Source organism: Dongia sp. (assembly GCF_041905885.1).
Lineage (GTDB): Bacteria > Pseudomonadota > Alphaproteobacteria > Dongiales > Dongiaceae > Dongia.
The window spans coordinates 112,738-134,452 of the sequence record NZ_JAYRKD010000012.1 but is presented as its reverse complement, the minus strand read 5'-3'; the positions used below and the strand labels follow the sequence as shown (position 1 = coordinate 134,452).

Below are 21,715 nucleotides of genomic sequence, written 5' to 3'. Positions count from 1 at the left end.
CCCTCAAGCGTTAACGATTACAGCGAAGAACCAAGCGCAGTATGAGCAACGACCTGTTTGAGAACGCGCCCAAGAAGGGCGGCGATTATTCGGCCAAGGACATCGAGGTCCTGGAAGGGCTGGAGCCGGTCCGCCGGCGGCCGGGCATGTATATCGGCGGCACCGACGAGCGGGCGCTGCACCACCTGGTGGCCGAGGTGCTCGACAACTCGATGGACGAGGCGGTCGCCGGCCATGCCAGCCGGATCGAGGTCGAGCTCAGCGCGGACATGTACGTGACCATCCGCGACAACGGCCGCGGCATCCCGATCGACCCGCATCCCAAATACAAGAACAAGTCGGCGCTGGAGGTGATCCTCACCACCTTGCATTCCGGCGGCAAGTTCTCCGGCAAGGTCTACCAGACCTCGGGCGGCTTGCACGGCGTCGGTCTCTCGGTGGTCAATGCGCTTTCGGACGATCTCACGGTCGAGATCGCGCGCGACAAGCAGCTCCATGTGCAGCACTACAAGCGCGGCGCACCCCAGGGGAAGCTGAAGAATACCGGCGCGGTCAACCGCCGTGGCACCACGGTGAGGTTCCACGCCGATCCGGAGATCTTCGGCAAGCAGGCGCATTTCAAGGCCGCCCGCCTCTATCGGATGTGCCGGTCCAAGGCCTATCTGTTCCGCGGGGTCGAGATCCGCTGGTCCTGCGATCCCACGCTGATCACCGAAGGCGACGACACGCCGGCGACCGATACGCTGCATTTCCCCGGCGGTCTCGGCGACTATCTCACCTCGACCATCAACGGCCGCAAGATGGTGACGTCGACGCCGTTCTCGGGTCAGGCGGAGTTTCCCGACAGCCAGGGCCGCGCCGAATGGGCGATCGCCTGGCCGGTCGATGGCGACGGGTTCCTCAACTCCTATTGCAACACGGTGCCAACACCGGAAGGCGGCACCCATGAAGCGGGCTTGCGCAGCGCCCTCTCCCGCGGCTTGCGGGCCTATGGCGAGCTGATCGGCAACCGTAAGACCTCGATCATCACCGCCGAGGACGTGACCGGCGGTGCGGCGATGCTGCTCTCGGTCTTCATCCGCGACCCGCAGTTCCAGGGCCAGACCAAGGAGAAGCTGGCGACGGCCGAGGCGACGCGGCTGGTCGATACCACGATCAAGGACCACTTCGACCATTGGCTCTCCGGCGATACCGGCCGGGCCCGCGACCTCCTGGAGCGGGTGATCGAGGTCGCGGAAGAGCGGCTCCGCAAGCGCCAGGACAAGGAGCTCTCGCGCAAGACCGCGACCCGGAAGCTGCGGCTGCCCGGCAAGCTCGCCGACTGCTCGAAGGATTCGCAGGAAGGCACCGAGCTCTTCCTGGTCGAAGGCGATTCCGCCGGCGGATCGGCCAAGCAGGCGCGCGACCGCGAGACCCAGGCGGTGCTGCCGCTGCGCGGCAAGATCCTCAACGTCGCCTCGGCCTCGGCCGACAAACTCTCCGGCAACCAGGAGCTGGTGGATCTCATCCAGGCGCTGGGCTGCGGCACGCGGGACAAGTTCAATCTCGACCGGCTGCGCTACGACAAGGTCGTCATCATGACCGACGCCGATGTCGACGGCGCGCATATCGCCTCGCTGCTGATGACCTTCTTCTATCGCGAGATGCCGGGCCTCATCGAGCACGGCAAGCTCTATCTCGCCCAGCCGCCGCTCTATCGCTTGAGCCAGGGCGGCAAGGTCGCCTATGCCCGGGACGACGCGCATCGCGACGAACTGATGAAGGCCGAGTTCACCGGCAAGGGCAAGGTCGAGGTCAGCCGCTTCAAGGGCCTGGGCGAGATGCCGGCGAGCCAGCTCAAGGAAACCACCATGGATCCCGAGAAGCGCACCCTGCTCCGGGTCCGGATGCCGCATCGCTACAACGAAGAGGAACGCGCCGAGGCGCGGGAGACCGCGGACCTGGTCGAGCGGTTGATGGGACGGAAACCCGAATTGCGCTTCCAGTATATCCAGGAAAATGCGCAGTTCGCCCAGGACCTGGATGTGTAATCCGCTGCGGGTCGACGGGGTGTCGTGACGATCCGCACACCCGAGGCCTCAGGGGGCATCTGAACGCCCCTGGCGCCCGTAGCGTCTGACGGAATAGACTGAAAGCGCTGGAGGGTCGGGGCTTCAGATGAGTCGTCAGCACAACCTGCATGCCGCCGGGCGGCTCCTGGTCGCCGCGGTCTTCTGCATCTCCATGATCTTCGTTGCCGAGGATGCCTTCGCCGCCGCCTTCGTGGCGCAGGCGGTGAAGACCCGCGGCGACATCCGCATCACCCGCGACGGCAGCGACATGACCTGCTCCCAGGGCACCGCGGTGCAGCTCGGCGACGTGATCAAGACCGGACCGGGCGCGCGCCTGCGGCTCCGCTTCGTCGACGGTTCGATCCTGGCGCTGGGCGAGAATACCAAGCTCTCGGTCGATATCTTCGCGGTCGATGCCACCAACAAGTCGCGGACCGTGGTGCTGACCGTGCTGGAAGGCATCGTCAACGCCGCGGCGGCGAAATCCGGCGAGAGCAAGTTCGACTACCAGATCAAGACCGCCACCGGCTATTCGGCGGTGCGCGGCACCAAGTGGATCGTGGCCTTCCAGCAGGCGGTGATGACCCTCTATGTGCTGAACGGCACGGTCGCGTTCGGCGGCATGGGCGACCAGCCGCCGGTCCTGGTCAACACCGGCCAATGGGGCTCGATCGACGCGAGCGGCATGTTCTCCGCGGTGCAGCCGACCACCCCGGCGCTGCTCAAACCCGTGCTGGACGCGACCGACGACACCGCCATGAACAACAGCACGCCGCCCTCCAGCACGACGCCGAGCGTGCCGCTGATCCCGCTCCCCACCATCACCCCGACGACGCCGACCCAGCCCACCCCGCCAACCCGCGCCACTAAGAACCCGGGCGGCAAGGGCACCGGCGGCGGGTATGGCGGCGGCGGCATGACCGGGAACTAGGCGGAAGGCGCGAACACTGCCTGGACGCCGCGCCAGGGCGTCTCGAAGCCGCTGCGCAAGACAAGGCTGAATCCGCCCTTCGCGATTTCGGCGATGACGGCATCGATGCTGGACCACCAGATCGATTCGAAATCACCGGGGCCGCGCTCGCCCGGATCGACCAGATCGGCGATGAATCGCCCGTCCGGCTTCAGCACGCGCCGCACCTCGGCGAGGATTCGCGGCAGATCGAAAGCATGATCAAGCGCGTTGGTGTAGATCACGTCCACCGAGGCATCGGCAAACTGCAGGTCATGGAAATCGCCGACCATGACGTAGCGATTCTCCTGGCCGGGATTGAGATCGATGCCGATCGCGAAATGGCCGAGGGCGATGAAGGCCTTGCATTCCGCGCCGCTGCGCGCGCCGAGGCAAAGCACGGCGCTGGCCGGTTTCAGGGCCAAGGCGGCGAGGCGCGGCTGCAACGCCTCGATCAGGCGGGGGTCATAGAAGGCCAGGCCGCGCTTGTCGCCGAGCTTGGCCTTCTGATGCTCGGCATAGAGCTCGTAGCTCGGGTAGGAACGCCGCTCCAGGCCGCCCGAACTCTCCCAGCCGAGGTCGATGGCCGCGGCCACGGCGGGCATGGCCCGGCGCGCCTCCTTCTTCCGTGTTCTGCGGCGCGTCCGCAGCCAGCGCTTGATCATTCCCATAGAGGACGGGTTACACCAAGCGGGTCCGCAGCACCAACTTATCTCTCAACAGGAGATGCCAGGTGGATTGGCGAAGCGCCGCGGCGCTTCAGGCGACCGGCGGGACGATGTGGACGCTGATGTCGGTCGGGAAATAGACCGTGATGCCGCCGCCGAAGGCGAAATAGGCCATCCCGGACAGATCGCCGCCATTGGCGTCGACCGCCTCGACCGCGACGCCGTGCTCGACCACGGACTGATCGGTCATCAACTCGACCGCCAGGTTGCCGCCGTCATACTCGATGACGATGTTGCCGGCGCTGTCCGGCAGCAGGTCGCCGAGCTGCAGGCTGATCGTATCCGGGTCGGCCGAGACGGGCACACCGTCACCGTTTTCGGACATTTCAGGGGCTGCGCTTTGATCGACCATAACACTGCTCTTCAGGCTTCAGATTTCCGATGCTTCATGCCGCCGACTCCAGACAGGTTTCGGGGCATATGATGACAAGATAAGCACGGATCGGGCCGCTGCAACATGGTGTGCAGTGCAGCATTTCTATATCATCGTGTGTGCAATAGAGCTTTTATCACGAATATCGCGAAAATTCGTGATTAATTGGGCCTCGGACCCGAATTGGGCGAAATGGTCGGAGTGGCGGGATTTGAACCCACGACCCCCAGTCCCCCAGACTGATGCGCTACCAGGCTGCGCTACACTCCGACCTTGGGGCGCGCCGGTCTCGCAGGGAGGCCAGCGCTGGCGGCTATATATCCACCGCCTGACGCTGGTGCAAGCCAGTTAGCTTTAGCGGCCGTCGATGGCCTTGCGCAGGCGGTCGCGGAGCTCGGAGAGCTCGGCGGCGATGCCGCGGATTTCGCGGAGCTGGCCGTCGTCCATGCTGGTGCGGAACAGCGGCAGATCCTCGGAAGCGGCGTGCGCGACGCTGCCGGCGGCCGGCTCGGCAACCTCGGCTTCGGCCGGCGTCTCGACCAGGCCTTCCTCGCCGATCTTCAGGCCGCCCTCGCGCATCAGCTTCTGGACGCCCTTGATCGTGTAGCCCTGCTCGTAGAGCAGGTCGCGGATGGCGCGCAGAAGGTCGATATCCTCCGGCCGGTAATAGCGCCGGCCGCCCCCCCGTTTCATCGGGCGGATTTGAGGAAACTTGGTCTCCCAGAACCTGAGCACGTGCTGCGGAACTTCGAGGTCGTCGGCGACCTCGCTGATGGTGCGGAAGGCGGTCGCGGACTTCTCAGCCCGGCGCGGTGCGGGACGGCGGTCGGCCGGTTGCTGCGCTTGCGGCGCGCGAGCCCGTTGGGCGCTCATGCCGGATTACCCGAGCCCTTGTTCACCCGGTCCTTGAGGACATGCGAGGAGCGGAACACCAGGACCCGGCGCGGCTTGATCGGCACTTCCTCGCCGGTCTTCGGGTTGCGGCCGATGCGCTCGCCCTTCATGCGGACCAGGAAGCTGCCGAATGACGAAATCTTGACACTCTCGCCCTTGGCCAGCGCGTCGGAAATCTCGTTGAGCACGCTATCGACCAGTTCGGCCGACTCGTTCCGGGACAGGCCTACCTCCTGGTAGACCGCCTCGGCCAAGTGCGCGCGGGTGACTGTATTGCCCTTCATGGCTCGCCTCTCGCTGAACCGGCGTCCGGTCGACGCCCGTGGTCGGCTGATGGAAAAGCCTATCGATTCCTCTGAAATCAGTCAATTAGAGAGGGACGTTACGACGAAACTTGGTTCGTCATGGTTACTACCAGCGCAGCAGCGCCGAACCCCAGGTGAAGCCGCCGCCCATGGCCTCCATCAGGACCATCTGCCCACGCTGAATCCGGCCGTCGGTGACAGCTTCAGCCAGGGCCAGCGGCACCGAGGCCGCCGAGGTATTGGCATGGCGGTCGATCGTGTAGACCACCTTCTCCGGCGGCAGTTTCAGGCGGTGCGCCATCCCGTCCATGATCCGCCGATTCGCCTGGTGCGGCACCAGCCAGTCGATCTCCTCGGCCGTGATGCCGGTCGAAGCGATCGCCGCATCGACCGCCGCGGCCAGGTTCACGACCGCATGGCGGAAGACTTCCTTGCCGTTCATCTGCACGACGCCGGTGGTCTGGGTCGAGGACGGCCCGCCATCGACATAGAGCTGCTCGTAATGGGCGCCGTCGGAAAAGAGATGGGTGCAGAGCACGCCGCGATCGGCCGAGGTCCCCTGCCCTTCGGCCGCTTCCAGGATCAGCGCGCCGGCGCCGTCGCCGAACAGAACGCAGGTATTGCGGTCCTTCCAGTCGAGGATGCGGGAGAAGGTCTCCGCGCCGATCACCAGCGCACGCTTCACCTGGCCGGCCTTGATGAAATTGTCGGCGACCGCGAGCGCATAGACGAAGCCGGAGCAGACCGCCTGCACGTCCATGGCGAAGCCGCCCTTCATGCCGATCCGGTGCTGCACCCGCGTAGCGGTGGCCGGGAAGGTATGGTCGGGCGTCGCGGTCGCGAGGATGATGGCGCCGATGTCGGCGCCGCGCAGCCCGGCCGAATGCAGCGCCTGCTCGGCTGCCTTCACCGCGAGATCGGAGGTCGTCTCGCCTTCGGCGGCGACATGGCGCTGGGTGATCCCGGTGCGCTGGCGGATCCACTCGTCGGTGGTATCGACGCGCTTCGAGAGCTCGTCATTGGTGACGACGGTCTTCGGCAGATAAGCGCCGACGGCAAGACCGACCGAGCGTCTCATGGATGAAATGTCCTTGTTAGAGCGCCGCCGCCTGAGGGCCGGTGGAAGCGGTCATGTTGGCGAAGTCGTGGCGCATCTTCTCGATCGTGCCATTGGTCAGCATGTCGACAGCAACACCGATCGCATTGGCGAAGCCGAACGCATCCGTGCCGCCGTGGCTCTTCACACAGACTCCGTTCAAGCCCATGAAGATGGCGCCATTGTAGCGCCGAGGATCCACCCGCGCACGCAGGGCGTTCATCGCCGGCCGCGCCAGCAGGTAGCCCAAACCCGCCATCCATGAGCTCTTGAAGGTCTGGCGCAGGAAATGGCTGTAGAGCTTCACCGCGCCCTCGATGCTCTTCAGCGCGACATTGCCGGTGAAGCCGTCGGTGACAATGACATCGACCGTGCCGCGGGTGATGTCGTCGCCCTCGACGAAACCGACGAACTTGCCGGGCAGGGTCGCCTGCCGCAGAATCCCGTGCGCGACCTTGACCGCGTCATGGCCCTTCAATTCCTCGGCGCCGACGTTCAAGAGGCCCATGGTCGGCTCGCGCACGCCGAGCACGGTGCGCGCGAAGACGTTGCCCATCACCGCGAACTGGACCAGGTTGTCGGCATCGCATTGCACGTTGGCGCCGAGATCGAGCATCACGCTCTCGGAGCGCAGGGTCGGGAAGAACGAGGCGATCGCCGGACGGTCGATGCCCGGCATGGTCTTCAGCACGAATTTCGCCATCGCCATCAGGGCGCCGGTGTTCCCCGCCGAGACGACGGCGCCGGCTTCGCCGTTATGCACGGCGTCGATCGCAAGGCGCATGGAGCTGCCGCGGCCGGACCGCAGGGCCTGGCTCGGCTTGTCGTCCATGGTGACGACGGAGACGGTGTGGCGCAGCGTCGAGACCTTCTTAAGCTCAGGCAGCGAATCCAGCAGCGGCCGGACCTTCGCCTCGTCTCCGAAGAACAGGAACTTGCACTGCGGAAAGCGGCGCCGCGCGATATCCGCGCCGCGCACCACCATTTCCGGCGCGTTGTCGCCGCCCATCGCATCCAGTGAAATCGCCAGGCTGGCGCTCAAGAGCGTTCACTCCTCCCTGGGCGCACGATAGCACGCGCGATCAGGCGGCGCTGGACTCCGCGCTGGCGACGACTTCGCGCTTGTCGTAGTGGCCGCAGGAACCACAGACATGATGCGGACGCTTCAGCTCGCCGCAGTTCGGGCATTCCAACGACGCCACGACCTTCAACGCATGATGGCTCCGCCGCATGTCGCGCCGCGACTTGGAGACCTTCTTCTTGGGAACTGCCATGATTGTGCTCGCACAAAAGAAAAGGCAGCCCAATGCTGCCACCGAATGGCGGGTTCTTAGCCAAAAACCGACGCGGTGGCAAGTTAATCACGCGCTCGCCGATTTGACGGTTGCTCCGGGGCTAGTTTGATTTCTTCAATATTGAGAATGGGTTAACGGGGCGCTCCGGCACCGCCTCCGCGTCCGGGTCGGGGCTGAACTCCGCGGGAATCGTGGCTCCGGGCGCCCGGGGATAGGGATCCAGGGCCAAGGACAGGTGCTCCGCGGCCAGTTCCCCGAGGTCGATATGCCCGTTCCGGATCGGTTCCGGGGGGTCTTCGGCGTCGAAATCGAGGTCGGTTTCCGAAGGCCGCCGCCGGTCATCCTCGTCGGCGAAGTCGGCCGAGAAGGCCTCCCGGACCTTGGCCGGGACCGGCGCCAGGGTCACCACGCAAGCCTGAGTCACCTCGGCCTCGATCTCGCCGGAGATGTGGATGACGCCCCCACCCGCCCGCTTCAGCGAGAATTGGGCCTCCAGCCGCTCGATGCCGATCAGGCCGAAGCGCTGGGCCAAGGCCGCGCGCTCCTCCTTGTTGGCGCTGATCTTGCGCTCCATCCGATGCGTGCCGACGCTGTCGGCCTCGACGAAGCGGGAGAATTCCTGGGAGTCGGAGTGCTGGCGGGGCATGCCCCTAATCTAGTCGTCCTGCGCTAGTAATCCAGCCGGTCCGGCTCGAGGGCCGGGAAATGCAGGACACCGCGCATCAGCTGGTCGATCGGCAGAGCCGCGAGCTCGGCATCGGCGCGCTTCATGTAGTCGGTCATCTTCTTCAGGCATTCGTCGACCGGCTCGGTGGTGCCGTAGAGATTGCGCTTCAGCGCGAGCTCCAGCTCGGTCTGGCCGCCCTGGGATTGCAGATGCGCGAGGCCCGCCTCATAGGCCTGGAACCGGCCGTTCATCGCCTCGGTCATGAACTTGATGCGCCGGCCGACACCGAGATCCTGGGCGCCCATCTCACGCACCGAGGCGTCGAAATCGGCGAACATGACGTCGTAGACCGCCTGGGCCACGGCGCCGGCCTTGTCGCCATGATTCTTGAGCCGCCGGAACAGCAGGAAGGCGTGCAGCGCCACCATCTCGAACCGGCCGTCGATGCTGTCGGGCACGCCGCAGGCGATGTAGAAGTCCGGGCGCCGGGCCTGGGCGGTCAGCGCCGCGTAAAGCCGTTGTGCGATCACCTCGCGGCGGTCCGGCCCGCTCAGGACGCGATCGATCAGCTTGCCGAGTACGCTCACGGATGGTTGTCCACTTGGCCGGATTTCCTTTTCAGCTCCGCCCCTTAACGCGCCGATCCCGGGCGCGCCCGATTCTTGACAGCGTGGGGGGTGGGTGCAATCTTCGCCCCGCCGGCTGCTACAACGCCGAGCCTAGGCGCCGGGTGCCATGATTCGCAACATCCGGCAGCCGGGGCGCGGAGGATGCCGGAGGAGAATCGGGGCCGCCATGACCAAGCTGCGCAAGACCGCGACCGCACTCTGCTCGAGCCTCTGGCTCGCCGGGTCCCTGGCAGGTCTCCCATTGGTCCTTGGGGCCTGCTCGCCGACCATCCAGCAGGAAGGCAACGTCCCCGATGTCGACCAAGTGGTGCAGATCAACCCCGGCGTCGATGACAAGAACCGCGTGAACCAGCTGCTGGGGTCCCCTTCCGCCGTCTCCGCCTTTGCGGACCGCACCTGGTACTACATCTCGCGCCGCACCGAGCAAACCGCCTTCCTCGATCCCGAAGTGGTCGACCAGGAAGTGCTGGCGATCAGCTTCGACGCCCAGAACATCGTGCAGGACCTGAAGGTCTACGGTCTCGAGGATGGCCGCATGGTGGCAATGGTCGACCGCGTCACCCCGACCCACGGCAACAATCTCACGATCGTGCAGCAGGTGCTCGGCAACCTCGGCCGCTTCAACAATCCCGACAAGAAGAGCCGGCCGTACTAAGGCGGCAGTCGTTCTCTTCTGCTCGGCCTCTGGCGGCCTCAAACAAAAACCCCGGCGGATCGCTCCCGGGCCATTCTCCCGGCGTGTTGAACGCGCCGTTCCGCAACATCCAGGTCGTCAACTAAGGTCCGATAAGGATGGCCATTTTGTCGTGGCCGCACCGATCTCAAGCTTGTGACGGAATAGTCAAAGAGGCTCGACGTCCCAACCCGATTTGCTCAAAATCCATGGCGCTCAGATTCAGGTATCCTAACAGCGACCCGGCTTCGCCTCATGAACGCGTGGTTACCAGAATACCCCGGCAGAATGGTGCTGCTCCAAATTGAGGATGGTCTATGGCTGAGATCCGCACGCAGTTCCTGTTTCGACTTTCTCTGGAGGTAGGTGCCCATCATGTCATGGGTTCTACGCCATTCGGCAAACGTCGAGTCGCGCCCATTGCAGGCGGTACCTTCGAGGGGCCGCAGTTGTCCGGGATCGTGCTGCCCGGCGGCACCGACTGGATCACGGAGGATGCGGCTGGTTGCTGGTTCCGCATCAACGTGCGCGTGCCACTACGCACCGAAGCGGGCGACTTGCTGGCCATGGCCTACCAAGGATTTCGCAGTGGCACAGCTGAAGTTCTCGCGAAGGTCTCGCGCGGAGAGGCCGTCGATGCCGACAGCTACTATTACCGCGTGTCAGGCTCCTTCGAGACCGCATCGCCCAACCTGGCGCGCCTCAACACGCTGGTTATCGTCGCCACCGGCTGGAGGACCTCCGTCGGGCCAGGGTATGACGTCTTCGAGGTTCTATGATCGCAAGCTTTTGACACTACGATCTTCACACGATCGCAATCAGCGGGCCGCAATCGTCGTGCGCAACGCCGCTGTCGGATCCGAGGCTCTCGATCTTCGATTCACCCCGGCGAGCCGGCCTTGCGCAGGCCGTCGATTGAGCGTCGACGGCGTTCGCCGCGCTTGAACGCAGATAACTTCTCCCGGAGTGCATGTTTCAACACTCCGGGAGAATGGCCCGGGATCGCTCCGCCGGGGTTTCTCTTTGGTCCATCGAATGGTGATCAGGACGCCAGGTTCGCCAGCGCCGCCAGGAGCAGCAGCGCCACGATGTTGGTGATCTTGATCATCGGGTTGACGGCCGGGCCCGCGGTGTCCTTGTAGGGATCGCCGACGGTGTCGCCGGTCACCGCGGCCTTATGGGCGTCGGAGCCCTTGCCGCCGTGATGGCCGTCCTCGATGTACTTCTTGGCGTTGTCCCAAGCGCCGCCGCCCGAGGTCATCTGGATGGCGACGAAGAGACCGGTCACGATCGTGCCGAGCAGCATCGCGCCGACGGCGATGAAGGCCTCGGCCTGGCCGGCGGCGAGATAGACCACGAAGTAGAGCACGATCGGCGCCAGCACCGGGAGCAAGGACGGGACGATCATCTCCTTGATCGCCGCCTGGGTCAGCATGGCGACGGCGCGGCCGTATTCCGGCTTCGCGGTGCCTTCCATGATGCCCTTGATCTCCTTGAACTGACGGCGGACTTCGACGACCACCGAGCCGGCCGCGCGGCCGACCGCCATCATGCCCATGGCGCCGAACAGGAACGGCAAGGCGCCGCCGATGAACAGGCCGATGACCACGTAGGGATTGTTGAGCTGGAAGGTGATCGTGCTGGCGAGGTCCGGGAAGTAATGCTTCAGGTCCTCGGTATAGGCCGCGAACAGCACGAGTGCCGCCAATGCGGCCGAGCCGATCGCATAACCCTTGGTCACCGCCTTGGTGGTGTTGCCGACGGCGTCGAGCGCGTCGGTCACCTTGCGGACTTCCGGCGGCAGGCCGGACATTTCCGCAATGCCGCCGGCGTTGTCGGTCACCGGTCCGTAGGCGTCGAGGGCGACCACGATGCCGGCCAGCGACAGCATGCTGGTGGCGGCGATGGCGATGCCGTAGAGGCCGGCCATGTTGTAGGCGACGATGATCGCGGCGCAGATCACGATCACCGGCAAGGCGGTCGCTTCCATCGAAACCGCGAGGCCCTGGATGATGTTGGTGCCGTGGCCGGTGGTCGAAGCCTGGGCGACGCTGCGCACCGGGCGATAGGAGGTCGAGGTGTAGTATTCGGTGATCACGACCAGGAGGCCGGTCACCACCAGGCCGACGACGGCGCACCAGAACAGGTTGGCACCGGTGACGCTGATAGCGGTTCCCACGAAGGTCGAGCTGAAGCCGAGCACGAAATGGGTGAAGGCGGCGATCAGGATGATCGAGATGATGCCGGCGCCGATCAGGCCTTTGTAGAGCGCGCCCATGATGTTCTGGCTGGCGCCCAGGCGGATGAAGAACATTCCGACCACGGAGCTGACCACGCCGACGCCGCAGACCAGCAGCGGGTACAGCATCAGCTGCTCCTGCGCCATCGGGTCGGCGAAGAAGATCGAGCCCAAAAGCATGGTCGCGACCACGGTGACAGCGAAGGTCTCGAAGAGATCGGCCGCCATGCCGGCGCAGTCGCCGACATTGTCGCCGACATTGTCGGCGATCACCGCCGGGTTGCGCGGATCATCTTCCGGAATGCCGGCTTCGACCTTGCCGACCAGATCGGCGCCGACATCCGCACCCTTGGTGAAGATGCCGCCGCCCAGGCGCGCGAAGATCGAGATCAGCGAGGCGCCGAAGGAGAGGCCGACCAGCGCTTCCAGCATCGGGCGCATCTCGGTGCCCTGCCCGCGCAGGAAGACATAATAGCCGGCAACGCCCAACAGGCCGAGGCCGACCACCAGCAGGCCGGTGATGCCGCCGGCCTTGGCGGCGATCGCCAGCGCCGGGGCCATGCCCTGGCGCGCGGCTTCCGCGGTGCGCACGTTGGCGCGGACCGAGACGTTCATGCCGATATAGCCGGTGAGGCCGGAGAGGATGGCGCCGATGATGAAGCCCAAGGCCGAGAGCTTGGAAAGTGCTACGGCCAGGATGACGGCGACGATGACGCCGACGATGCCGATCGTGGTGTACTGCTTGTTGAGATAGGCCTTGGCGCCTTCCTGGACCGCCGCGGCAATCTCCTGCATCCGGGCGTTTCCGGCGGAAGCCGCCAGAACCGAACGGGTCGCCCAGAACCCATAGATCAGGGCCAGGACTCCGGCTGCAATCACCAGCCAGTACAACATCGGATCCATCATTCCATCCCTTTGAAAAACATCATTTTTCTTTGATTGCCGTGCGATGACTCGCGTCACCCCCGCACTGCAAAGTCGGCGGAGGATATTGAAATCATTGGAAGGATGCAATGCGGGGTGGGCTCGGGCTAGCATCCGCAGCATGCGCCAGACCTACCAGGGTTCCTGTCACTGCGGCCGGGTCCGATTCGAGGTCGAGGCCGATCTCGATCATGTCCGGGTCTGCGACTGCTCGATCTGCCGGAAACGCGGCGCCCTGCTCCACCGCGTGCATGAGGACCAGTTCCGGCCGCTGACCCCGCTCGAAGACCTGACGCTCTATCAGTTCCACACCCGGACGGCGAAAGACTACTTCTGCCCGACCTGCGGCATCCTGCCGTTCCGCCGCCCGCGGACGGCACCGGAGCAATGGAGCATCAACGTCCGCTGCCTGGAAGGCGTCGATCTGGATGCCATCTCGGTGAAGAAGGTGTTCGGCAGCCGGCTGGATTAGTGCGGGATCAGGAGTGCCGCGGAAGCCAGCAGCAGGATCGCGAAGCCGATGTTGATGATCCGGTTGGCGCGCGGGCTGCGGAAGAAGCGCGCCAGGCCGGCGCCGACCACCAGCCAGACCGCGTTGACCAGGAGGATGATGACGAAGGCCACGGCGATCTTCAGCACCGCATCGGCCAGCAGCCGGTCGGCGATCAGTGTGTGGCTGGCGAACAGGGCCAGCATCGCCGCATAGCCTTTCGGGTTGACGAAGGACTGCAGCAGGCCGTCGGCGATGGACGGCACGCGGCGGTCGGTCGCGCCATCGGCCAGCGGCGGCGCCGTTGCGATCTTCCAGGCGAGATAGACGAAGTAGAGCAGCGCCGCGACGGTCGCGACCGGCGCGATGCCGGGGACCGCCAGCAGCATGGCCACGACGCCGCTCGCGACCAGTGCCATCACCCCCAGCATGCCGAAGGCAAGGCCGCTCATGAACGGCACCGACCGCCGCGCCCCGAAGGCGGCACCTGCGGCGGCAAGACTCATCGTGTTCGGACCCGGGCTGCCGGCGAGCACCAGGCCGGCGAGGATCAAGGCGATGAGGGCGTCGTGGTCCATGGTCGGATCATGCGGAGGTGCTGCAGAAATTGCTTGGATGTTTGTAATTCTGCTTGCGGCAAGCTGAAATGCACTGCCACAGCGCGCTCAAATCTCCTTCGCCTTCTCCCGGAGCACGTATTTCTGCACCTTGCCGGTAACGGTCTTCGGGAGCTCGCCGAAGACGATGAAATGCGGGCGCTTGAAGCCGGCCATGTGGTCCTTGCACCAGGCTTTGAGATCCTCGGCGCTGGGTGCTTCGACGCCGTCCTTCAGCGCTACATAGGCGCAAGGCGTCTCGCCCCAATGGCTGTCGGGTTTGGCGACCACGGCAACCTCGCGCACGGCGGGGTGCCGCGACATGATCTCCTCGACCTCGAGCGAGGAGATGTTCTCGCCGCCGGAGATGATGATGTCCTTGGAACGGTCCTTCACCTCGGCGTAGCCGTCCGGATGCATGACACCAAGGTCGCCGGAGCGGAACCAGCCGCCCTTGAAGACGGCCTTCGAGGCTTCGGGGTTCTTCAGGTAGCCCATCATCACCGTGTTGCCGCGGATCGCGATCTCGCCCATCGACTGGCCGTCGGCGGGAAGCTCATTGCCGGTCTCGGGATCGATCACGGTGAGGCCGGCGGATGTCACATAGCGCACGCCCTGGCGCGCGATCAGCTTCGCCTTCTCGCTGAGCTCGAGGTCGTGCCAGTCGGGCTGGATCTCGCACAAGCTCGCCGGGCCATAGGTCTCGGTCAGGCCGTAGGCGTGGATCACCTCGAAGCCCATCTTCTCCATGGCGCCGATCACGGTGCTGGTGGGCGCGGCGCCGCCGGTCATGATCCGGACCTTGTGCTTCAGCCTGCGGGTCTCGCTGCCCGGCGCGAAGGCCAGCATGCCGAGCACGGTCGGCGCGCCGCAGAGATTGGTGACGCCATGCCGCTCGATCTTGTCGAAGATCTCCGCCGGCACGATCGCGCGCTGCACGACATGGGTGCCGCCGACCGCGGTGACGCCCCAGGTATAGGTCCAGCCGTTGCAATGGAACATCGGCAGGGTCCAGAGGTAGACGCTGTCGGGGCCGAGCCTGCCGGCGAGCCCCTGCCCCAGCGCATTCAGGTAGGCGCCGCGATGATGGCAGACCACGCCCTTGGGATTGCCGGTGGTGCCCGAGGTGTAGTTGAGCGAGATCGCGCGCCATTCGTCCTTGGGCCAGTCGATGCGGCCTTGCCTGTCGCCGGCGCTGATGAAGGCTTCGTATTCGACGTAATCGCCGCTCGCGGCATGCTTGGGCGCCGCGATCTCCACCACGGTGAGCTTGCGCTTCATCTGGGCCAGTGCCGCGCGCGCGACCGGCGCCAGCTCGGCGTCGAACAGAAAGACCTTGGTCTCGGCATGATCCAGGATGAAGGCCACCGTCGGCGCGTCGAGGCGGAAATTGATCGCGTTCAGGACCGCGCCCGCCATCGGGGCGGCGAAATGCATCTCCAGCATGGCGACGCTGTTCGGCGCGAAGACCGAGACGGTGTCCAGATCCCCCACCCCGGCCTTGCGCAAGGCATCCGCGGCCTGGCGGCAGCGGGCGAACATTTCGCCATAGGTGATGACGCGCTCGCCGTCGATGATGGCGCGGCCCTTTGGATAGACCAGCGCCGAGCGTTCGAGGAAGCTGATCGGCGTCAGCGGCTCGTAATTGGCCGGACGCTGCTCGAGCCCGGTGGTGTATTTCTCCATAGGACCGCTTTGCCTCCCAGATTTCTTGGGCGCGATGTTAGCGCGGCCGCTGCGCCGGAAGAAAGCGCCGTGTCAGCGAGGTTTTCTCGCCCGCATCCGCGCCGGGCGCAGCTCGCCCTTGTCCAGGACGACGGTCAGTGAGCGCCAGTCCTCGATGAAGAAGTCGCGCGAATCCGGTCCCAGCGCGTCGGTCAGAACGGGATAAAGCGCGCCCTTCATCCGGGCCAGTTCCTCGCGGGCGATCACCTGACTCTGGTCGGTGATGTCTTCCAGCGTCACATCCTCGAAGCCCGCGCCGTGCAGGCGCTGTCCATATTCGGCCAGGGTCACGAAATGGTAGGTGAGGCCTTCCATCTTGAAGAAATATTCCATGTCGCGGCTGTAAGGTCCCGGCGACTTCATCCAGTCGCCGCAGGCAACGATGCCGCCGGGCTTCAGCACCCGGAAGACCTCGGCGAAGAAACCGGCCTTGTCGGGAATATGCAGCCAGGCATCCTTGCCGAAGACAACGTCGAAGCTGGCGTCCGCGAAGGGCAGCGGCCCCGGCTCGGTCAGGCGGATCTCGATCCGGTCCCGGAAACGCGACTTCGCGATGCGGGCCTGGCCCATCTCCACGATCAGTCTGGCCACATCGACGCCGGTCACGCGGGCGCCGAACTCGCCGGCCAGCACTTCATCGAGGCCGCCCAGGCCGCAGCCGATGTCCAGCACCGACTTCTCCTTGAGATCGAGCCCTTCGACGATCGCCCGCACCGCCTCGGGACCGCCGGGCGAGAGGAAGCCTTCGCCCCACATGATCTGCAGCAATTTCAGCATGCGGTCGTCGTATTCTTCGTGGACTTCCTCGGTCACGGTCTTCTCCCCCGCCCCAGAGCAAAGCGGCGGCGATCATCGCCACCGGCACACCGGCCCAGATCAGCACCCAGGACCAGCCGGCCAGATGCTCGATCGTGCCGGCAATCAGCGGACAGAGCGCCACCGAGGTAAAGATCAGGCAATCGTTCAGCGCCTGGACCTTCGGCGCCTCGCTCGGACGATAGCATTTGGTGAGCAGGCTGGTGCCGGCAACGTAAAGCCCGTTCCAGCCGAGGCCGAGCAGGATCAGCGCGACCCAGAAATGCGGCAGCGTGACGCCGTGCAGGCCGATGGCGATGGTCCCCGAATAGGCGACCGCGCCCAGCGCCATCACCTTGAGCTCGCCGGCCCAGCGGATCAGATGCCCGGTGAAGAAGGAGGGAAAGAACATCGCCACGGCATGGGCGCTGATGACGTCGCGATGCCGGAACGCCGGCTCGCTCACTCGGCGTCTTCCATGTTGGAGACCGACACCTCGGAGACAATGCCGGGCCCGAGACGACGGTCACAGACCTTTTGCAGTTGCTGCTCGATCAGGTTTATCCGTTCCGAATTGTTCTGGATCTCCTGAACCAGCTTGCGAGCCATCAGCCCATGGAGCTCCTGATTGAAATCGTTGATCAGGGCCGGCATCAGCTTGCTCGCCTTCTCGCGCTTGTCCGGCGCATCGAAGATCAAGGTGAAGCGGAAAAAAGTATGCTTCTCGATCTTGCCGTTCTTGACGATATTGATGACCAGCGCATCCTCGGCCCGTTCCGGGATGGTGAGCTGCGAGTATTGCGGCGGCGGGGGCGGAGGCGGCGGCGCGTTGGGATCGGCGCGCAGATAGAACCACCATGCGGCAAAGCCGCCGCCGCCGAGCAGCAGAACGACGATCAGGATGATCAGCAGCTTCTTCATGGGCCTGTGGTTCTAGACTCCCCTGCCCGCCGACTCAGACTGTCACTTGTCAAGCGGGACGGCAGTCTATACGACGCCAGCGGCTGAGAGAAACAGTGGAGGTTGGTCTTGAACATCGAGGCGATGATCTTCGATTTCGGCAATGTGCTGATCGGCTGGGACCCGCATCATCTCTACCGCTATCTGATCCCGGACGAAGCCGAGCGGACGCACTTCCTGAGCGAGATCTGCAATGGCCCCTGGAACTGGCTGCAGGACGCCGGCCGCTCCTGGGACGAGGCGATCGCCGAGCGAATCGCGCTGCACCCGGATCGGGCCGATCATATCCGCGCCTATCGCGACCGCTTCGCCGAGATGCTGACCGGACCGGTCGCCGAGGGCAACGCGATCCTCGATCGGCTCCACGAAGCGGCCTTCCCCTGCTACGGCCTCACCAACTGGTCGTCGGAGACCTATCATGCCAGCCGGCACGCGATGCCCTTCCTCGACCACATGAAATACACGGCCGTCTCCGGCGACCTGAAGATGGCCAAGCCAGAGCCGGAGATCTTCCATCACCTCCTCGGTGTCATCGGCAAGCCCGCCGATAGGTGTGCCTTCATCGATGACAACGAGGCCAACATCGCTGCCGCCAAGGCGCTCGGCATCCGGGCGGTGCTGTTCAAGAACGACGGCAGCGCGACGGCAGCGCTGCGGGAGATGGGGCTGCCGGTCTAGAAATGCTGCCAGCCGGCGCTGCGCATGGAGATCTCCGCGCCGTCGCGGTCCAGCACCCTGACCCCGCTGCCGGTGATGACTTCGCCGATCTCGGTGACGGAATCGGGCGCGGCGAATCCCGCGCCGGCGGTGAACAGCAGCTCGTAATCGTCGCCGCCCGAGAGCAGCACCGGCAGCAGGTCGAGATCGCCCGCCAAGGCTTCCTCAGCGCCCGCCGAAAGCGGCACGCGGTCGGCGTGGATGATCAGTCCGCAATGCGACGACTCTGAGATATGCCCGGCATCGGCGACCAGGCCGTCGGAGACATCCATGGCGGCCGTCACCCGGCCGCCGGCGAGGAGTGCTGCGCCCAGTGAAAGCCGCGGCTGCGGCAGATGATAGCGATCGGCCAACGCGTCGCGGTGCGAAGCACCGAGATCGAAGAGCTGGCCCTTCAAGACCTTCAGCCCGAGAATGCCGTCGCCGATGGTGCCGCTGACGAAGAGCCGGTCGCCCGGCCTGGCGCCGCGGCGGCGCAGCGCGCGGCCCGACGGCACGATGCCCAGCGCCGTTAGAGACAGCGTGGTCGGGCCGGGCGTCGCGACCGTGTCGCCGCCCATCAGCGAGAGGCCGTATTCCTGCTGGTCTGCCGCGAGGCCCGCGCTGAACTTCGCGATCCAGGCCTCGTCGATATCGGGGCCGAGCGCGGTGGTCATCAGGTAGCCGACCGGCTTGGCGCCCTTCGCCGCCAGATCGGAGAGATTGACGCGCAGCATCTTGCGCGCGACCAGGTCCGCGGGATCGGATCGCAGATAATGCCGGTCCTCGACCAAGGCGTCGGCGGTCAGGACCAGGTCATGGCCGGCCGGCGGCGCGTAGGTGCAGGCATCGTCCTCGAGATCGAGCGCGCCGGAGAACCCCGCGGCCAAGGGCGCGAAGTATTTCCGGATCAGCGCGAACTCACCGGGGAGCGGCGCTCGGTTTCCCACGCCCCTGCTCCATCTCCGCCGGCCGCAGCAGATGGGCGAGACGGTCCAGCACGCCGTTGGCGAGCGAGGTTTCCTTGTCGCCGAGGAAGGCGTCGGCCACCGCCAGATATTCGCTGATCGCGACCTTGGGCGGGATGTCGGTGCGGTGCGCCAGCTCATAGGCGCCGCCGCGCAACACCGCGCGCAGGATCGATTCCAGCCGGTCGATGCTCCAGTCCTCGCTGAGCACGCCGGCGATCATCGAATCCAGATCGTCGGCGGTGGCGATGGCGCCGCGCACCAGGTTGCCGAACAGGCGAATGTCGGCGCTGGGCAGGTCGATGCCGTCCACGTTCTTGCCGATCCGGTGCTCGGCGAATTCCTTGATGATGGTGTCCGCGGCCGCGCCGCTCTGTTCCCACTGATAGAGCGCCTGCACCGCGGCGAGCCGCGCCGCGCGGCGCTCCATCGACTTGCCCTTCGGTTTCGCGTTCACGCCGGCAGCCCGAGCTTCTTACGGATGGCGATCATGGCGAGCACGGCCTCGGCCGCACCGCCGCCCTTGTCCTTCTCGGTCATGCGGGCGCGGGTCCAGGCCTGGTCGTCGTTCTCGACGGTCAGGATGCCGTTGCCGATGCAGGCGGCGTAGTGAACGCCGAGCTCCATCAGCCCGCGGGCGCTCTCGTTGCAGACCGTCTCGTAATGCGTGGTCTCGCCGCGGATGACGCAGCCCAAGGCCAGGTATCCGTCGAATGGTTTCTTCAGCGTCTTCTGCTGCTGGGCCTCGATGGCGAGGCGGATGGCACCGGGGATCTCCAGCGCGCCCGGGACCTGGAAGCGCTCCAGCGTCGCCCCGCCCTTCTTCAGCGCGCGTTCCGCGCCCTCGAACAACGCGTCGGAGATCTCGGTATAGAACCGGGCCTCGACGACCATGATATGCGGTTTCTTGGCAGCCACGAATTCCTCTTAGGAGATGTCCAATGGTATGGCCTGCTGGCCTTCGACCGTGAGGCCATAGCCCTCCAGGCCGACAATCGTCTTCTTGTGGTTGGAAAGCAAAATCATGCTGCGCACGCCGAGATCCAATAGAATCTGCGCGCCGACCCCGTAATCGCGGAGCTCCGCCTTGCCTTTCGGCGCATCGCCGGAGCGGCTCCTGACCGCATCCGAGAGCGAGGTCGCCAGCGGCTCGCGGATCAGGACGATGACACCCCTGCCCTTGCGCTCGATCTCGCGCATCGCCGCGGCAAGCTCGCCGCCACGGCCGGAACGCGCATCGCCCAGCACGTCGTCGAGGATGCTGACCGCATGCATGCGGACCAGCACCGGGTCCTGGGTGTGGAGGTCGCCCTTCACCAGCGCCACGTGTTCCGCATGCGCCACGGTGTTGGTGTAGACGTAGAGCTTGAAGGAACCGCCGAAGCGGCTCTCGAAGGTGGTCTCGAGGGTGCGCTCGACGATCCGGTCATAGCGGCGGCGATAGGCGATCAGATCGGCGATGGTGCCGATCTTCAACCCATGGAACTGCGCGAACTGCACCAGGTCGTCGCGCCGCGCCATCGAGCCGTCCTCGTTCAGGACTTCGCAGATGACTCCCGCGGGCGTGAGGCCGGCGAGACGCGCCACATCGACCGCGGCCTCGGTATGGCCGGTGCGAACCAGCACGCCGCCGTCGCGGGCGACCAGCGGGAAGACATGGCCGGGGGTCACGATATCGCTCGCACCCTTCGCAGGATCGATTGCGACCTGGATGGTGCGGGCGCGGTCGAAGGCCGAGATGCCGGTGGAGATTCCATCGCGCGCTTCGATCGAGATGGTGAAGGCGGTCTGATGCCGCGTGCCGTTGCGCAAGGACATCAGCGGCAGGCCGAGCTGCTCGACCCGGCCCCGCTCCATGGCGAGGCAGATCAGGCCGCGGCCGTGCTTGGCCATGAAGTTGATCGTCTCCGGCGTCGCCATTTGCGCCGGGATGACCAGGTCGCCCTCGTTCTCACGGTCCTCATCATCGACCAGCACGAACATGCGTCCCTGCTTGGCCTCTTCTATGAGCTCGGCCGTCGTCGATTTGAACTGTTCGAAACTCACTTGTCGGTCCCTTGGGAATCCTTCCCGAGAAGGCGCGCAACATATCGCGCCACCTGGTCGATTTCCAGGTTCACGGCAGAGCCCGCCTTGGCCGCGCCGAGATTGGTAACCTCTTGTGTTATCGGGATAATATTGACACCGAAGCTGCTGTCGGTGACCTCGTTGACGGTGAGAGAAATGCCGTCCACCGCAATCGAGCCCTTGGAGGCGATGAAGCGCATCAGCGGCTTCGGCCCCTCGAAGGTGATGCGGATGCTGCCGCCGTCCGGGCGCATCTCGGCAATCCTGCCGACGCCGTCCACATGGCCGCTGACCAGATGGCCGCCCAATTCGTCGCCCACTTTCAGGGCGCGCTCCAGGTTCACCCGGGTGCCGACCCGCCAGCTGCCCAGCGTCGTCACCGAGAGGGTCTCCTGGCTGACCTCGAAAGCCATCCAGTTCGGCCCCTTCTCGACCACCGAGAGGCAGCAGCCATTGCAGCAGACCGAGGCGCCCAGCGCGATCTCGGCCACCGGAAGGGCGGTCTCGATCTCGAGGCGGGTCACCGGTCCCGGCGTGATCCGCCGCACCGTGCCCAGGTCCGTCACGATTCCCGTAAACATGCTTTTTATTCAGA

26 protein-coding genes and 1 tRNA gene are annotated in these 21,715 nt (G+C 65.4%); 6 read left to right on the top strand and 21 right to left on the bottom strand.

Annotation, left to right across the window (positions count from 1 at the left end; all coding sequences use genetic code 11):
- The first annotated feature begins 41 nt into the window (after positions 1-41).
- Both parE and ACH2CY_RS14385 read left to right on the top strand, forming a co-directional pair.
- The gene (parE, locus tag ACH2CY_RS14390; RefSeq protein WP_395019965.1) at positions 42-2,030 is read left to right on the top strand and encodes a DNA topoisomerase IV subunit B; all 1,989 of its coding nucleotides are present in this window, start codon (positions 42-44) and stop codon (positions 2,028-2,030) included.
- A gap of 127 nt (positions 2,031-2,157) precedes the next feature.
- On the top strand, positions 2,158-2,982 hold the full coding sequence (locus ACH2CY_RS14385) for a FecR domain-containing protein (RefSeq protein ID WP_395019964.1): 825 nt from the start codon (positions 2,158-2,160) through the stop codon (positions 2,980-2,982).
- Here the strand turns inward: ACH2CY_RS14385 and ACH2CY_RS14380 are convergent.
- The 10 genes from ACH2CY_RS14380 to ACH2CY_RS14335 all read right to left on the bottom strand — a co-directional run bounded on the left by ACH2CY_RS14380 (position 2,979) and on the right by ACH2CY_RS14335 (position 8,945).
- Positions 2,979-3,605, bottom strand: a complete 627-nt coding sequence (locus ACH2CY_RS14380; RefSeq protein WP_395019963.1) for a class I SAM-dependent methyltransferase — start codon at positions 3,603-3,605, stop codon at positions 2,979-2,981. The genes ACH2CY_RS14385 and ACH2CY_RS14380 overlap by 4 nt on opposite strands.
- Before the next feature lie 154 nt (positions 3,606-3,759).
- On the bottom strand, positions 3,760-4,053 hold the full coding sequence (locus ACH2CY_RS14375; protein WP_395019961.1) for a hypothetical protein: 294 nt from the start codon (positions 4,051-4,053) through the stop codon (positions 3,760-3,762).
- 241 nt (positions 4,054-4,294) lie between these two features.
- Positions 4,295-4,371, bottom strand: a tRNA-Pro gene (locus ACH2CY_RS14370).
- 84 nt (positions 4,372-4,455) lie between these two features.
- Positions 4,456-4,974, bottom strand: a complete 519-nt coding sequence (locus ACH2CY_RS14365) for a MerR family transcriptional regulator (protein ID WP_395019960.1) — start codon at positions 4,972-4,974, stop codon at positions 4,456-4,458.
- Entirely contained in the window at positions 4,971-5,279 is a 309-nt protein-coding gene (locus ACH2CY_RS14360; protein ID WP_395019958.1) for an integration host factor subunit alpha, read from the bottom strand. Before ACH2CY_RS14360 ends, ACH2CY_RS14365 begins: the two co-directional genes overlap by 4 nt.
- A gap of 127 nt (positions 5,280-5,406) precedes the next feature.
- Entirely contained in the window at positions 5,407-6,378 is a 972-nt protein-coding gene (locus tag ACH2CY_RS14355; protein WP_395019956.1) for a beta-ketoacyl-ACP synthase III, read from the bottom strand.
- A gap of 16 nt (positions 6,379-6,394) precedes the next feature.
- On the bottom strand, positions 6,395-7,438 hold the full coding sequence (gene plsX, locus ACH2CY_RS14350; RefSeq protein WP_395019955.1) for a phosphate acyltransferase PlsX: 1,044 nt from the start codon (positions 7,436-7,438) through the stop codon (positions 6,395-6,397).
- Between the two features lie 40 nt (positions 7,439-7,478).
- Entirely contained in the window at positions 7,479-7,670 is a 192-nt protein-coding gene (gene rpmF, locus ACH2CY_RS14345) for a 50S ribosomal protein L32 (protein ID WP_395019954.1), read from the bottom strand.
- A gap of 121 nt (positions 7,671-7,791) precedes the next feature.
- On the bottom strand, positions 7,792-8,337 hold the full coding sequence (locus tag ACH2CY_RS14340) for a YceD family protein (RefSeq protein WP_395019953.1): 546 nt from the start codon (positions 8,335-8,337) through the stop codon (positions 7,792-7,794).
- Positions 8,338-8,360: 23 nt separating this feature from the next.
- Positions 8,361-8,945 (bottom strand): ubiquinol-cytochrome C chaperone family protein, encoded by a 585-nt coding sequence (locus ACH2CY_RS14335; protein WP_395019952.1) that lies wholly within the window; start codon positions 8,943-8,945, stop codon positions 8,361-8,363.
- 208 nt (positions 8,946-9,153) lie between these two features.
- On the opposite strand from ACH2CY_RS14335, the gene ACH2CY_RS14330 reads away from it, so the two are divergent.
- The gene (locus ACH2CY_RS14330) at positions 9,154-9,642 is read left to right on the top strand and encodes an outer membrane protein assembly factor BamE (RefSeq protein ID WP_395019951.1); all 489 of its coding nucleotides are present in this window, start codon (positions 9,154-9,156) and stop codon (positions 9,640-9,642) included.
- Positions 9,643-9,977: 335 nt separating this feature from the next.
- On the top strand, positions 9,978-10,439 hold the full coding sequence (locus ACH2CY_RS14325) for a DUF3237 domain-containing protein (protein ID WP_395019950.1): 462 nt from the start codon (positions 9,978-9,980) through the stop codon (positions 10,437-10,439).
- 263 nt (positions 10,440-10,702) lie between these two features.
- Here ACH2CY_RS14325 and ACH2CY_RS14320 read toward each other — a convergent pair whose 3' ends face one another.
- Complete coding sequence (locus ACH2CY_RS14320) at positions 10,703-12,793, bottom strand: sodium-translocating pyrophosphatase (protein WP_395019982.1); 2,091 nt, start codon at positions 12,791-12,793, stop codon at positions 10,703-10,705.
- 151 nt (positions 12,794-12,944) lie between these two features.
- Between ACH2CY_RS14320 and ACH2CY_RS14315 the strand changes: the two genes are divergently transcribed.
- A complete protein-coding gene (locus ACH2CY_RS14315) occupies positions 12,945-13,295 on the top strand; it encodes a GFA family protein (protein WP_395019949.1) in 351 nt (116 codons plus the stop codon).
- On the opposite strand, the gene ACH2CY_RS14310 is transcribed toward ACH2CY_RS14315, so the two are convergent.
- The 5 genes from ACH2CY_RS14310 to ACH2CY_RS14290 form a co-directional block, all read right to left on the bottom strand.
- Positions 13,292-13,891 carry a LysE family translocator gene (locus tag ACH2CY_RS14310; RefSeq protein ID WP_395019948.1) on the bottom strand — a complete coding sequence of 200 codons (600 nt, stop codon included), beginning with the start codon at positions 13,889-13,891 and terminating at the stop codon, positions 13,292-13,294. The two genes, ACH2CY_RS14315 and ACH2CY_RS14310, sit on opposite strands and share 4 nt — an antisense overlap.
- A gap of 87 nt (positions 13,892-13,978) precedes the next feature.
- On the bottom strand, positions 13,979-15,595 hold the full coding sequence (locus ACH2CY_RS14305) for an AMP-binding protein (protein ID WP_395019946.1): 1,617 nt from the start codon (positions 15,593-15,595) through the stop codon (positions 13,979-13,981).
- 72 nt (positions 15,596-15,667) lie between these two features.
- On the bottom strand, positions 15,668-16,306 hold the full coding sequence (locus ACH2CY_RS14300; RefSeq protein ID WP_395019981.1) for a methyltransferase domain-containing protein: 639 nt from the start codon (positions 16,304-16,306) through the stop codon (positions 15,668-15,670).
- Positions 16,269-16,895 (bottom strand): MFS transporter, encoded by a 627-nt coding sequence (locus tag ACH2CY_RS14295; protein WP_395019945.1) that lies wholly within the window; start codon positions 16,893-16,895, stop codon positions 16,269-16,271. Before ACH2CY_RS14295 ends, ACH2CY_RS14300 begins: the two co-directional genes overlap by 38 nt.
- A complete protein-coding gene (locus ACH2CY_RS14290; protein WP_395019944.1) occupies positions 16,892-17,350 on the bottom strand; it encodes a hypothetical protein in 459 nt (152 codons plus the stop codon). The genes ACH2CY_RS14295 and ACH2CY_RS14290 overlap by 4 nt, the downstream gene beginning before the upstream one ends.
- Before the next feature lie 108 nt (positions 17,351-17,458).
- Between ACH2CY_RS14290 and ACH2CY_RS14285 the strand changes: the two genes are divergently transcribed.
- Positions 17,459-18,067, top strand: coding sequence for an HAD family hydrolase (locus ACH2CY_RS14285; protein WP_395019943.1), 609 nt, complete (start codon positions 17,459-17,461; stop codon positions 18,065-18,067).
- Here the strand turns inward: ACH2CY_RS14285 and thiL are convergent.
- The 5 genes from thiL to ACH2CY_RS14260 are packed head-to-tail and all read right to left on the bottom strand — an operon-like array spanning position 18,064 to position 21,701.
- Entirely contained in the window at positions 18,064-19,035 is a 972-nt protein-coding gene (gene thiL, locus ACH2CY_RS14280; protein WP_395019942.1) for a thiamine-phosphate kinase, read from the bottom strand. The two genes, ACH2CY_RS14285 and thiL, sit on opposite strands and share 4 nt — an antisense overlap.
- The gene (gene nusB / locus ACH2CY_RS14275; RefSeq protein ID WP_395019941.1) at positions 19,007-19,510 is read right to left on the bottom strand and encodes a transcription antitermination factor NusB; all 504 of its coding nucleotides are present in this window, start codon (positions 19,508-19,510) and stop codon (positions 19,007-19,009) included. The genes thiL and nusB overlap by 29 nt, the downstream gene beginning before the upstream one ends.
- Positions 19,507-19,971 carry a 6,7-dimethyl-8-ribityllumazine synthase gene (locus tag ACH2CY_RS14270; protein ID WP_395019940.1) on the bottom strand — a complete coding sequence of 155 codons (465 nt, stop codon included), beginning with the start codon at positions 19,969-19,971 and terminating at the stop codon, positions 19,507-19,509. Before ACH2CY_RS14270 ends, nusB begins: the two co-directional genes overlap by 4 nt.
- A gap of 9 nt (positions 19,972-19,980) precedes the next feature.
- Positions 19,981-21,099 carry a 3,4-dihydroxy-2-butanone-4-phosphate synthase gene (ribB, locus tag ACH2CY_RS14265; RefSeq protein WP_395019939.1) on the bottom strand — a complete coding sequence of 373 codons (1,119 nt, stop codon included), beginning with the start codon at positions 21,097-21,099 and terminating at the stop codon, positions 19,981-19,983.
- Positions 21,096-21,701: a riboflavin synthase gene (locus tag ACH2CY_RS14260; protein WP_395019938.1), complete on the bottom strand. Its 606-nt coding sequence runs from the start codon at positions 21,699-21,701 to the stop codon at positions 21,096-21,098. Before ACH2CY_RS14260 ends, ribB begins: the two co-directional genes overlap by 4 nt.
- Between the last annotated feature and the right edge of the window lie 14 nt (positions 21,702-21,715).